We start from the raw sequence: 12591 nt of genomic DNA, 5'->3' as shown, positions 1-12591 counted from the left end.
AAGGAAAATGCATGTTAAATGGGATTGACAGAGTGTGTCGATTATTTCAGGTCGGCATGAAAATTTTGATGTTTATGCACAGTGATTTTAGTAAATAGGGGGGAGGGAATTATTAAATGTTTTTTAAAATACAAAACAACATATCGCTAACGGAACGATTTAGCCAATTGTACCCTGGTGCACATTCCAACAATAGCCCGGCTGCCAAGGTGCGAAGTTTTCAATTACGGGCAGAAGGAGCGCGATGGTGGGATGTCGATAACAATGAATATATTGATTATACTGGTGCCAGCGGTCCCAACATTCTTGGCCATCGACATCCGGAATATGTTAACGCCTTACAAGAATTTATGGGTGAAAAATCATTCTGCATGGGTTCCAGTTATATATTTTCTGAAGATGATATCCTTCTTGCAGAAAAATTAATACAGCATGTACCCTGTGCCGAAAAAATTAAATTATGTGTTTCGGGTAGTGAGGCTGTCCAGCAGGCAATCCGGTTGGCGCGAGCCTTCACTGGGCGCCCTTATTTCTTAAGGTTTGGCGGTCATTACCATGGGTGGATTGACAATATATACGGCGGCAATCCTGACCCTTCACCAGAGGGGAAACCCTTTCCATTGTATGACAGCAGATCCAACACGAGGGGAAAATCTCAGAAGAGCAATTATGAAGGACTGATGATTCCCTGGGGTGACCTTGATGTATTGGAACAAACCCTGCACACACACGGCAAAGAGATTGCCATTATCATTATGGAGGCCGTCTGTGGCAGCGGCACACTCCCGCCACCGCCGGGCTACCTGGAAACAGTTCGGGCATTATGTGACCGGCATCGAATTGTGATGTGCTTTGATGAAGTGATTACCGGATTTCGGGTCGGTCTTCATGGTGCACAGGGCCTGTTCGGTGTCACACCAGATATCTGTACGCTTGGCAAAGCGCTGGGTGGTGGACTGCCCATTTCCGCCATTGTCGGAAAGTCCGACATTTTGGACCAGTTAAAGGACGAGCAGGTTATGGGGCCCGGAACCTTTAACGGCAATCCCCTTTGTGTGGCGGCTGCCAAAGCCACTATTGAAATATTGGAGCGAAAGGACGGCATCGTATATACAGAAATGGACCGCGTACAGCAGCAATTGATGGCTGGTGTAGATGAGATTGCCCGCCGCCGCAATATACCCATGCGAGTTCAAGGGCCAACCGGTGTATTTGGTACTTTTCTGGGAGCTAACCCGGATAAGCAGCTTTACACGGCTGCCGATATGGCGAGTGTCGATAACGCGTTGATGATGAAGTTCCACGAAGAGATTTGGCACGAGGGAGTTAGTGCGCTATTTGGACGTTGGTTTCCCAGTATTGTGCATACGGAAAAAGACACTGAGAAAACACTGGAAGTGGTGGATAAAATCATTAAAAAACTATAACGAACAACAAGGATATAAAAGATGAAGCCTGAAGAATATGCCGCCTATGATGCGTTAGATTTAAAAATGCTATTGGATAACGGTGAAATCTCTGCCCTAGAATTGCACGAAGTTGCCATGGCTGCAATCGAAGCCCTAAATCCAAAATTGAATTTTTTGACGTCTTTCTCTCCTGAGGAGGCTGAACGAGCGCTTGCCCAGATTAATGCACAAGCGGCCTTTGCCGGTATACCTTTTTTAGTAAAAGGCGGTGTGGGTATGTCAGGGCAACCGGCGGTGCCGAGCTGTCGACTGGGTGATGGCCTAATCTGTCAGGAAGACAGTGAATTAGTCCGTCGCTTAAAACGAACCGGTGTAGTGACCCTAGGAAGTACTAATATCCCAGAACTGTGCAATTCTTTTACGACGGAATCCATTTCGAGTGGCCCCTGTCGAAATCCATGGAATATTGAGCATAGCAGTGGAGGATCCAGTGGTGGTTCATCGGCGGCAGTAGCGGCGGGTATTGTGCCGATGGCGCAAAGCGGGGATGGAGCAGGCTCGATCCGTGTGCCTGCTCATTTTTGTGGTGTATTCGGATTGGCAGCGTCTAGAGGCAGGAACCCAATTGGTCCGTATGGGCACCCTGATATTTTCGGACTTTTACGCAAGCATGTCACAACGCGTAGCGTACGTGATTCCGCAGCAATGTTGGATCAGTTACATGGGCCTGAAATAGGCGCTTTTCATCAGTCACGCCCACCGCAACGTCCTTTTCTTGAAGAAGTTAGCGCTGATCCTGGAAACCTGCGGATTGCTTTTTCGACCGCCAGCCCTTCCGGTCACCCACTCCACCCGGAGTGTGCAACTGCGGTTTCCAACGCGGCTCATCTTTGTGAGGCGTTGGGGCACAACGTAGAAGAAACAGCATTCGTTTATGATTGGGATATATTTTTAAAGGGGTTTTACGATTATTGGGCCTTTGGGCTTGGGGGCGGCGTTAAAGGTTTAGAACAGGTAAGTGGTAAGAAGGCCGGACCTGATAATTTGGAAAGAAGTGCTTTTTTAATGTTTGAGCACTTCAAGGGCCTTACCTCGGAACGGATTAACCAAGTTATTGCGGAGCTTTATGCGATTAATGAACGGGTTGGACGTTTCTTTGAACAATGGGATGTTTTAATAACGCCGGTTGCTCTCACCCCGACACCGAAACTAGGACTTTTTAATGACACCGCCGAAGGTTTTTATTCAATTGAGCAAATGCTTTCCGAGCAGGCACCGTTCACCGCCATTTTTAATGTGAGTGGTCAACCTTCCATGTCAGTGCCCCTTTATCAATCAGCCGAAGGTTTGCCTATCGGCGTATTATGCACAGCACCTATAGGAAATGAGGCAGCACTGATTCGTTTGGCAGCGCAGTTTGAACAGGCCTGTCCCTGGATTCAACGGCGACCCCCGGTGAGTTTATATGTTTGATAAATCTATAATATGGCGCTTATCTTGACATGCCCTTGCCATGGCTGGTGCCGATGTTGCCATAGTCGACTTTAATGAGGAAGCAGGGCGTGAAAAACAAGGGGATTAAGACCTGCCTGTTGTTCTCAACAAACAGAGAACTACTCCTCAAGCAGAAAAGAAGAAAAACAGACTGTGAATATTTCTCACCATAATTACTGGAAAGGTAAATATGAGAGATTTTTTTAATAAAATGTCCGAATTGCCGATCAATTTGATCATTCCGCAGAACACCACGCATTGGCCCACTAGCGTTAAACTCCATAAGGGAAATTGCAACAGTTATGGCAGCGCTCGGAATCCCTAAGCCCGAGCAATGGTCATAGAGGCCAATCAGACATGGGGCTACTGGGTGATACTGGAATGCCTGTTGTAAATTTAAGGGCCCGTGCCGCCAGATATTTTGATTTTCACAACACGGAAAACGACACATTAGACAAAATCAACCCTGAGATAATGAGTTTCAACACAGGCGTTTATGCCATGTTCTTTTATCTCGGTGCCGAAAATAATATTAACTTCAGGAAATAATGGGAAATACCTATGAATTTTAAAATAATTAGCTTTTTTTTGATAAATATTGCCAGTTTATCGCCAGCCATATCCTATTCTCAAGAAGTCATCAGCCCAAGGGTTGAACATACAGATTGGTATGATGCTGCAAACTTAGGTATAGAAGGAAAAGGCTGGGTAAATACAGAGACCATTTATGATCGTTTACCGTTAAAGGCCAAAGACGTGGTAAGGCACCCAGTGTGGAATCTTAGTCATGACACAGCTGGTCTGCACATCCGTTTTAAGACAGAAGCCAAAACCCTTAAAGTGAGATGGGTTGTATCAAAAACTGAAATAGCCCTCATGCATATGCCTGCAACTAGCGTTAGTGGTATCGATATCTACGCCAAGGATGAAAAGGGCAAATTGCGGTTTCTTGGTAATGGCCGACCATCAGGCATGATAAATGAAGCCTCGTTCGCATTATCGGGCAGTACAGAATATGTCATGTATTTGCCATTATACAATGGTTTAAAACAGGTCGAGATAGGCATCCCAAAAAGGGAGTCTCTTTCAAAATTCCCCCTTTCATCAGTATCAGATAGTATCGTATTTTATGGTACGTCTATAACGCAGGGAGGCACGGTATCACGGCCTGGTATGCTCGGCACTTCCTTGGTCAGCAGAGAACTTAAAGTGCCCATTATCAATCTCGGCTTCTCCGGTAATGGCAGCATGGATATGGAATTAGCTGATCTGATATCTGAGCTTGATCCCGCTATCTTTGTATTGGATAATATGTGGAACTTGAGTCCCAAAATGGTTTCCGAACGAGCAGAACCCTTCATTATAAGATTGCGCGAGAGCCGACCTAATACACCTATCTTATTGATAGAAGGGTCTAGTTTTGAAAATCTACCTTCAGAGAAAGGTGCTATATTAAAATCAATATTTGCCAAACTAAAGGCAGAAGGTGATGAAAACCTCTATTTCCTATCCAATAGCGGTATGTTGGGCGATGACTTTGAAGGGACAGTCGATGGCGTTCATCCAAACGATCTGGGCATGGCCAGACAAGCCGTAATAATCGCAAAAAAACTCAAGCAAATACAGAGAAAATCAACCCCCGCAAATGCCTCAATTATCAGACGCCAAACGAGGTGATGTGTCAACGATTTTCCGAACAGTTTGTTAAGCTGCTTGGCTCTGTTAACTTTCTCAGCGCGAAGAGGTTTCAATGGAGGCTTGGGTCAAGCAGCATTGGTCACATGATTCCATTCAATCATTGTGATTGACCGTAATTGTCGTAGAGTTTTTCTTGAGATTAGATGTCGTTGGGTGTTGAAAAGATTATAAATTGAGCCGTGAATTGATAGAAATATTTGTGCTGATTTATGGGATTTGAAACGTTGCATCTTTCGTTCTCGTCGCCGGATGGGAACGTGGGAACTTTCTGCTCTATTGTTCAGTCTATTGGTTGTATCATGTAAATGCTTTATATTTAAATCTCGGAGCGCAGCACCGTAGGACCTCAATTTATCGGTCACTATTTTTGTTGGTAATATACCCTGACTTTGCAGTAATTTTCGAAGAAGTTTTAGAGCAGCCTTTTTGTTTCTGCGCTTTTGCACCAAAACATCCAGGACTTCACCTTCTCCGTCAACGGCGCGCCAGAGATACATGGGTTTACCACCAATCTTGACGAATACTTCGTCTAAAAACCATTCTGTATGAGATTGAGGCCTACGTTTCTTGATACGCCGGGCATAATCAATTCCAAACTTAAGAGCCCATCGACGCACCGTCTCATAGCTGACATCAATACCGCGCTGCGCCAATAATTCTTCTACGGCCCTGTAACTCATGGTAAATCGGAAATAAAGCCAAATGGCTTGTTTTATGATTTCAGGGGGGAAGCGATGACGATGGTATGATATTTTTTTCATCGGCATCATATAGCATAGAGTTTGGAAAAGTTAATGTGTCAAAGCCCCTCAAGCAGAAAAGAAGAAAAACAGACTGTGAATATTTCTCACCATCATTACTGGAAAGGTAAATATGAGAAGTTTTTTTAATAAAATATCCGAATTGCCGATCAATTTGATCATTCGGCAGAACACCACGCATTCTCTTGCGTTATAAAAACCTGAGGTTTGATTTGGTATAATCTCGCTATCGAAGTTAAGGCACAAGCTGAGCAATACACGACAATATTGATTTGCGACCAGAATAGATCTGCTTGAGGCTAAGGGGCGTATTTATGATCTGATAAGCGAATGTATGAAGGCGAGGGCCTAATTGAAGAGTAATTTTTTTCTATAGACAGGTCGCTTGTCTGTGGACGAGGGAATTTTAATTTTATAGTTAGGGAGTTAATCAGTTTATGTCTATTATGCAAAGTCTTTCTCATATTAGTGACGGCAAGTTTTTTGTGTCAACTTCAGAGGCTGTGTTTGAGACAGTTTGTCCATATACAGGTAAAGAGCTTTTAACTATTCCGAAAGGAAATATAGAAGATACGAATAGGATCGTTTCCTCGGCGCGTGCCGCCTATGACGGTGGTTGCTGGAGCGATGCGCCGCCATCATTTCGAAAAGGGGTTCTTTACCGTTTTGCTGATTTAATCAGTGCTGAAGCAGAGAAATTAGACGCCTATGATGCGCAGGAGGTTGGTAAGCCAGTATCTTTGCAGTTCTGCAATGCGGCTGGTGCCGCCAATTTGGTTCGTTTCTATGCTGAAGCGTTAGACAAAGTTACTGGTGATGTATTCTCAAGCGATAATATGAGTTTTGCAACACAGGTACGGGTTCCGCGCGGCGTCATTGGGGCTATTGTGCCCTGGAACTTCCCGACTTACGTTGCGATACTTAAGGTAGCGCCGGCGTTAGCAGCGGGAAACTGCGTTGTACTTAAGCCGTCTGAGCTATCATCCCAATCGGCCATCAGGCTTGCTCAATTGGCTCTTGAGGCGGGGCTTCCGCCAGGAGTCCTGAACGTGGTGCTTGGGGCCGGTGAAACTGTGGGGAAGGCCCTTGGGCTCCATATGGATGTGGATATGTTGAGCTTCACGGGCTCAACAATGGTTGGCAAGTTGATGTTGTCCTATGCCGGTCAATCCAACATGAAGAATGTTCTGACGGAATGCGGAGGAAAATCGCCGCAAATAGTTTTTGCCAACTGTCATGATTTGGACGTGGTGGCTGACACAATTGCAGCTTCCATCTTGTGCAATCAGGGCCAGGTATGCAGTGCCGGTACCAGGTTATTGGTGGAGAGAAAGGTAGAAGAAGAGTTGCTGGAGAAAATTGTATTGAGATTCAAAGATATCAAGCCTGGTAATCCTCTTGACTCAACAACGACTTATGGGCCGCTTGTTTCGGGAAAACAATTCTCGAAAGTTATGGAGTATATTGAAGTGGCCGCGTCTGAGGGGGCAGAACTTGTTACAGGTGGACATCGTTTGTTGCCTGAAGCGGGAGGTTATTTCGTTGCGCCCTCCATATTTAAAAATGTTCAGTATGATGCACGGGTCGCGCAAGAAGAAATTTTCGGCCCTGTGCTTTCTACAATTGGCTTTGATGATGTTGATGAGGCCATAAGGCTGGCCAATTCCACGCGCTATGGTATTGCGGCCTATGCCTGGACCACGGATATGTCAACGTCGATGAAGCTGGCTAGGGGCGTGAATTCGGGCATTATAGTCAGCAGTTCCTCTTATGAAGGAGAAGGGGCTGGGCACACGGCATCCAACGAGCCTTATGGCCAGTCCGGTATCGGTATTGAGGGCGGAATTGCCGGCATGGAAAGCTATGTTCGGCGCAAATTGGTCTATTTCAACCACGGTTGAGGGTGAAATACTTTACCGACAATAATGTATAAATATAGAAATTATAGAGAAGCGGATAAATATGATTAAAGATAGTTATGAGGCACGGGTCGCGGCCTGGCAAAAAGGCAGGTATGCGCCACCACCGGACCCAGATACGACGCCCCGGCAGCCGGATCTCATCGAAATGGCACGCATGCGTGACGGGGTGGGGCTTTATACTGAAATATTTCTTCCTGCTGCCCGGGGGAGCTTTCCGACCGTCATACACCGCAGCCCCTATCCCATGTTCAGGCCGTCACGGCATGATTCATGGAATATATCCCGCTATCTGGACGCGGGGTTTGCTTTTGTTTTTCAGATGGTCAGGGGTCAGTATAAATCCGAGGGCTCTTTCCGGCTTTTCAAGGATGATGTTGACGATGGTCACGATTGTATCAACTGGCTGGAGGCTCAATCATGGTGTGATGGCAATGTGGGAATGGAAGGTTCCTCTTATGCGGGGAGTGTTCAACTTTATGCCGCCCGAACCAGACCAAAGGCACTGAAATGCATCATGCCGACAGCGTGTTTCTTCAGCCTTAATTATGGTTTTCCTTACTTGGGCGGCGTGCCGGGACGGGGATGGTTCATGCAATGGCACAAAGTTGCGGACCTGGAACAATGGGAGGATCTTGATGCGCCTTACGGTGATATGAATGCGTTAATCAAGCACCCTGAGTGGAGTCCTGCAATGCACAGGAAACCATTGATTGATGCGGCGGATAACATTCTGGAGGGCGATAAACTTCAGTCGTGGCGTGAAGCATTATCTCATCCGCCGGGAGCCCCCTATTGGCGCACGGTTAGCTTCACAGATGAAGAACTGGCGGAACTGGACTTGCCGATGTTTTTCACCGATGGTTGGTACGACCCTACCATCGGTCCTATAAAATATTTTCAGCATCTGGAAAATGTGCAGCCGGATCGTGCGGATAGTTATCTTCTGGTCGGCCCGTGGAACCACTCACAAACCTATCGTTCACAGGTGCAGGATCAAGGCAACGGTGATCGCCCTATGCCGGATAACGGCCAGGTGGACCTGGTGGCTCAGCGGCTTGCCTTCTTCAGCCGTTACCTGTGCGGTAAAGTAGACACTCAGGTTCAGGAGGATCGTGTTAAAGTCTACGTAACAGGCTTGAATGAGTGGCATCATTTCTCAACATTTCCTGTACCAGGCACAGTAACGGAAAAATTTTATTTCCATAGTGAAGGGGTAGCAAATTCCTTTCGGGGAGATGGGGTGCTATCCCAGGAGGCTCCCGAAGAGGAACCGACGGACTATTATATATATGATCCCATGTTTCCAACCCCATGCGAAGTAGCGCCAATCTGTGATCGCCGCGAGCTGGAAATACGGTCTGATGTTTTGGTTTATACTAGTGAAGCATTTGGCGTACCTGTTACGATTCTTGGGGAACTTAAACTTATACTCTATGCTGCAAGCAATTGTATGGATACAGACTGGGTAGTCTCAGTTACGGAAGTCTTTCCGGATGGAAGATCTGTCCCTTTCCATGGCCGCCCGGGCGTTTTGCGTGCCCGATACAGGGAGGGTTTTGATCGGGAAGTAATGCTTGTGCCTAACGAGGCGACACAGTTTGAGGTTACGCTTGGTACAGCAGGCCACCAAATTATGGTTGGAAACCGACTGCGCATTTCAATTGCAAGTGCGGCCTTCCCTGGCATTGATGCTAATACGAATACGGGTGCGCCAGCTCAAACAGACGTGAATTACAAAGTGGCCAAACAAACTATCTTCCATGACCTTGCGCGGCCGTCACATTTAATACTGCCTGTTATTACTCTGGGGCGGACGAAAGAATGAGAATTTTCACAGCAGGACTATCAACGGAGAGCAATACATATTCTCCTATGCCGACAGGATTTGATGATTTTGAAATTGTGCGCGCGTCAGATTTGTCGCCGGTTGATCCGGACTTTGGCATGTTTGACCTCTTTGGCATGTGGCGGAACAACGCATTGGCGCGAGGGGATGATTTTATTTTGAGCCTAGCTGCTTTTGCGCAGCCATCGGGCGTTACTGTTCGATCTGTTTATGAAACGCTTCGGGATGAAATTCTTCTAAGCCTGAAACAAACAGGTCCCGTCGACGTCGTTTTGCTTTTTCTGCATGGTGCCATGGTGGCAGAGGGTTATGAAGACTGCGAAGGCGATATCATTACGCGGGTGCGGGAAATTGTCGGCCCTGATGTGACGATTGCCGTTGAATTGGACCTTCATTGTCACCTGACAGAATTGATGGTGGCGCAAGCCGATATCATAATTACTTTCAAGGAATACCCCCATATTGATGTGAATGACCGCGCCGAGGAACTCTTCGATTTAGCTGTCAGGGCGCAATCGGGGGAGCTTCGCCCCACAATGGCTATGTTCGATTGCAAGATGGTGGGCATTTATCCGACATCTGAACCGGCCCTGCGCCGCTTCGTTGATCATATGTCTGAAGTAGAGCAGGAAGATGGCGTCCTCTCCGTGTCTTTTGGTCATGGATTTCCAGCGGGGGACGTTACGGAGGCCGGGTGCAAGATGCTGGTGGTGACGGATAATGACCTGCCTTTGGCTGAAGAGTTGGCCGAAAAGCTGGGTCAAGAAATCTATGATCTGCGCCATGAGATTGGTTTTAAGACCGTGCCCATGGCAGAGGCGCTCTCGCGCGCCCTGGCCAGTGACAGATCACCGGTGGTGGTCGCAGACCAAGCCGATAACGCCGGCGGCGGCGCGCCGGGTGATGCGACCTTTGCGCTTAGGTGGTTGTTAGAAAATAAGGCCCAGAACGTGGCAATGGCGATTTTTTATGATCCGGAGGTTGTGCGGTTGGCAAAGTCAGCGGGGGAAGGGGCCAAGCTTAAAGTTAGTCTGGGGGGCAAACTAGGCCCAACCTCTGGAGACCCGGTTGATCTTGATGTGGCGGTCTTGGCTGTTAAGGACGATTATAGCCATCGGTTTCCTCAAGGGGAGGGTAAGCCTGTTTTTCTTTCTGTTGGGGATGTTGTCGCCTTGCGGGCTGAGGGCATTGATCTTATCGTTAGTAGCAAGCGGGGCCAATGTTTCTCACCGTGCATCTTTGAGGATCTCGGCATAGATCCCACGACTAAGCAGCTTCTGATTCCAAAGTCCATGCAACATTTTTACGGCGCATTCGCCCCTATCGCCAGCGAGGTCATCTACATGGCCTCTTTTGGTGCCATGCAAATGGACGTTACACAAATCTCTTATGAACATATGACGACTGCGGATAAGTTTCCGTGGAAAGAGGCATGCCATGAATAGTGATCGCAGAATTTTCTTACGGTCTCCTTATCTGATTTTCATTGGGGATACGGACGACAGGGCCTTGGCAAAGACGGGCCTCGGGATTGTTCAATGGTGCCCAGAGCTAGTCGCGGGTCAACTGCGGTTTGAAGGTAATAGCCTTGACTTAGGCACAAGTGACATGACGATTGCGGATGCGGTTCGTGCAGGGGTGAAGAGTCTGGTGATTGGCGTCGCCCCTGTGGGGGGTAAGATTGATGATAACTGGGCCCTGGTTCTGGAAGACGCGGCGGCGGCAGGCCTTGATATTGTGAGCGGTCTTCATTTGCGCCTGAAGGAATTTCCCGGCGTCGCGGCGGCGGCAAAGGCCTCAGGGGCGGCCTTAATAGATATTCGTAATCCACCGGCTAATCTGCCTATAGCGACAGGAAAAAAGCGCACTGGTAAAAGAGTGTTGATGGTGGGAACCGACTGTGCCGTGGGGAAAAAATACACAGCGCTTGGCTTGACCAAAAGCCTTCAAGAACGCACCGTCAAGGCAACATTCAGAGCAACCGGACAAACAGGGATCATGATTGCCGGAACGGGCATTCCCATTGATGCTGTGGTGTCTGACTTTGTGGCGGGGGCGGCTGAACTGGTTTCTCCTGACAATGATGCGGATCATTGGGATGTGATTGAAGGCCAGGGTTCTCTCTTTAACGCTTCATATGCTGGGGTGAGCTTGGGATTGCTACATGGCTCGCAGCCAGATGCCATTGTCGTCTGTCATGATCCGACCCGAGAGACGAATATCAGTTGCCCTGAAATGAAATTGCCAAGTGTTGCTGACTGTATAGAGATCAACCTTACCTGTGGCCGCCTCACCAACCCTGAGATAAGCTGTGTGGGGATCAGTGTTAATACGTCTGGTCTGAAGAAAGAGGCGCGCGGGCCTTATCTAAAAGCTTTGTCACAGGAAACAGGATTGGCTTGCGTTGATCCCCTGATAGAAGGCTGTGGAGAGATTGCAGACGTCATTCTCACCAGGTTCGGGGGGCCGGAACATGCGTGATGTTTCTTTCTCTCTGAGCTCCTGGCCCACTAAGGCGCCCTTTTCCATCACGGGCCACACCTTCACGGAAGCGTTCATCTTGACCGTGATACTTAAGCAGGATGGTGCGATAGGCCGCGGCGAAGGAACAGGGGTCTATTATCTCGGGGAGACCGGAGATACTATGTTGGCTCAGGCGGAGACGATACGCCATGACTTGGCAGCAGGTTTAACGCGAGATCACTTGCAAAAAATACTCCCTGCTGGCGGCGCGCGCAATGCCATAGATTGTGCTTTATGGGATCTGGAAGCCAAACAAAGTGATCAAACCATCTGGGAGCTGACCGGCATTAAGCCTAGTGGGGTGATCACGGTGAACACGGTTGGGATTGGTACGCCGGAGGAGATGGCGCAAACAGCTACTCTATTGGACACCCCTAGGATCAAGGTTAAACTGGATGGTGAGCGACCGCTTGACTGTATAAGGGCCGTTCGAGCTGCGCGTCCCGATGCAGAGATCGTGGTTGATGTCAATCAGGGTTGGACGTTTGAGCAGCTCAAGGCGCTCGCGCCGAAGTTCAAGGCCCTAGATATTGAAATGATTGAACAGCCCCTTGCCCGAGGCGGGGACGCTGACCTTGAAGGATACAGCTCTCCCGTTCCCCTCTGTGCTGATGAGTCCTGTTTGGATAGGAGTGAGGTAGAGCAAGCCTCACGCCGTTATCAGATGATTAATATCAAGCTCGATAAAACGGGTGGCTTAACGGAAGCCATGGCCCTTGCCCACAAGGCAAAGGTCATGGGTTTGGGTTTGATGGTTGGAAATATGCTGGGCACCTCTCTCGCCATGGCCCCTGGTTTTGTGATTGCTCAGATGTGTCGCTATGTAGATCTGGATGGAGCTGTTCTTCTTTCTAAAGACCGTGAAAATCCCATGCGTTATGCAGGTGGCGTAGTTTCTTCACCAATGCGCAACCTTTGGGGTTAAGGCGAGTGGAACA

9 protein-coding genes are annotated in these 12591 nt (G+C 48.1%); 8 read left to right on the top strand and 1 reads right to left on the bottom strand.

Going from position 1 to position 12591, the window contains the following annotated elements:
* Nucleotides 1–116 precede the first annotated feature (116 nt).
* From FIV45_RS12490 to FIV45_RS12480, 3 genes are all read left to right on the top strand, one after another.
* On the top strand, nucleotides 117–1427 hold the full coding sequence (locus FIV45_RS12490; protein ID WP_099471971.1) for an aspartate aminotransferase family protein: 1311 nt from the start codon (nucleotides 117–119) through the stop codon (nucleotides 1425–1427).
* Nucleotides 1428–1448: 21 nt separating this feature from the next.
* Nucleotides 1449–2882, top strand: a complete 1434-nt coding sequence (locus tag FIV45_RS12485; RefSeq protein ID WP_099471970.1) for an amidase — start codon at nucleotides 1449–1451, stop codon at nucleotides 2880–2882.
* 582 nt (nucleotides 2883–3464) lie between these two features.
* Nucleotides 3465–4580, top strand: coding sequence for an SGNH/GDSL hydrolase family protein (locus FIV45_RS12480; RefSeq protein WP_099471967.1), 1116 nt, complete (start codon nucleotides 3465–3467; stop codon nucleotides 4578–4580).
* Between the two features lie 86 nt (nucleotides 4581–4666).
* On the opposite strand, the gene FIV45_RS12475 is transcribed toward FIV45_RS12480, so the two are convergent.
* A complete protein-coding gene (locus FIV45_RS12475) occupies nucleotides 4667–5362 on the bottom strand; it encodes an IS6 family transposase (RefSeq protein WP_099471978.1) in 696 nt (231 codons plus the stop codon).
* A 437-nt stretch (nucleotides 5363–5799) separates the two neighbouring features.
* Between FIV45_RS12475 and FIV45_RS12470 the strand changes: the two genes are divergently transcribed.
* The 5 genes from FIV45_RS12470 to dgcA all read left to right on the top strand — a co-directional run bounded on the left by FIV45_RS12470 (nucleotide 5800) and on the right by dgcA (nucleotide 12578).
* A complete protein-coding gene (locus tag FIV45_RS12470) occupies nucleotides 5800–7263 on the top strand; it encodes an aldehyde dehydrogenase family protein (RefSeq protein ID WP_099471966.1) in 1464 nt (487 codons plus the stop codon).
* Between the two features lie 61 nt (nucleotides 7264–7324).
* Complete coding sequence (locus FIV45_RS12465; protein WP_099471965.1) at nucleotides 7325–9109, top strand: CocE/NonD family hydrolase; 1785 nt, start codon at nucleotides 7325–7327, stop codon at nucleotides 9107–9109.
* Nucleotides 9106–10575, top strand: coding sequence for a M81 family metallopeptidase (locus FIV45_RS12460; RefSeq protein WP_099471964.1), 1470 nt, complete (start codon nucleotides 9106–9108; stop codon nucleotides 10573–10575). Before FIV45_RS12465 ends, FIV45_RS12460 begins: the two co-directional genes overlap by 4 nt.
* Nucleotides 10568–11611 carry an N-acetyltransferase DgcN family protein gene (locus FIV45_RS12455; protein ID WP_099471963.1) on the top strand — a complete coding sequence of 348 codons (1044 nt, stop codon included), beginning with the start codon at nucleotides 10568–10570 and terminating at the stop codon, nucleotides 11609–11611. The genes FIV45_RS12460 and FIV45_RS12455 overlap by 8 nt, the downstream gene beginning before the upstream one ends.
* Nucleotides 11604–12578 carry an N-acetyl-D-Glu racemase DgcA gene (dgcA, locus tag FIV45_RS12450; protein WP_099471962.1) on the top strand — a complete coding sequence of 325 codons (975 nt, stop codon included), beginning with the start codon at nucleotides 11604–11606 and terminating at the stop codon, nucleotides 12576–12578. The genes FIV45_RS12455 and dgcA overlap by 8 nt, the downstream gene beginning before the upstream one ends.
* Nucleotides 12579–12591: the final 13 nt, after the last annotated feature.

It is taken from the genome of Paremcibacter congregatus, from assembly GCF_006385135.1.
Classification (GTDB): Bacteria; Pseudomonadota; Alphaproteobacteria; order Sphingomonadales; family Emcibacteraceae; genus Paremcibacter; species Paremcibacter congregatus.
This window is presented reverse-complemented; position numbering and strand designations above follow the sequence as displayed.

Coding starts and splice junctions, on each gene's coding strand:
- FIV45_RS12490 (WP_099471971.1), top strand. CDS start 117: ATGTTTTTTAAAATACAAAACAACATATCGCTAACGGAACGATTTAGC.
- FIV45_RS12485 (WP_099471970.1), top strand. CDS start 1,449: ATGAAGCCTGAAGAATATGCCGCCTATGATGCGTTAGATTTAAAAATG.
- FIV45_RS12480 (WP_099471967.1), top strand. CDS start 3,465: ATGAATTTTAAAATAATTAGCTTTTTTTTGATAAATATTGCCAGTTTA.
- FIV45_RS12475 (WP_099471978.1), bottom strand. CDS start 5,362: ATGAAAAAAATATCATACCATCGTCATCGCTTCCCCCCTGAAATCATA.
- FIV45_RS12470 (WP_099471966.1), top strand. CDS start 5,800: ATGTCTATTATGCAAAGTCTTTCTCATATTAGTGACGGCAAGTTTTTT.
- FIV45_RS12465 (WP_099471965.1), top strand. CDS start 7,325: ATGATTAAAGATAGTTATGAGGCACGGGTCGCGGCCTGGCAAAAAGGC.
- FIV45_RS12460 (WP_099471964.1), top strand. CDS start 9,106: ATGAGAATTTTCACAGCAGGACTATCAACGGAGAGCAATACATATTCT.
- FIV45_RS12455 (WP_099471963.1), top strand. CDS start 10,568: ATGAATAGTGATCGCAGAATTTTCTTACGGTCTCCTTATCTGATTTTC.
- dgcA (WP_099471962.1), top strand. CDS start 11,604: ATGCGTGATGTTTCTTTCTCTCTGAGCTCCTGGCCCACTAAGGCGCCC.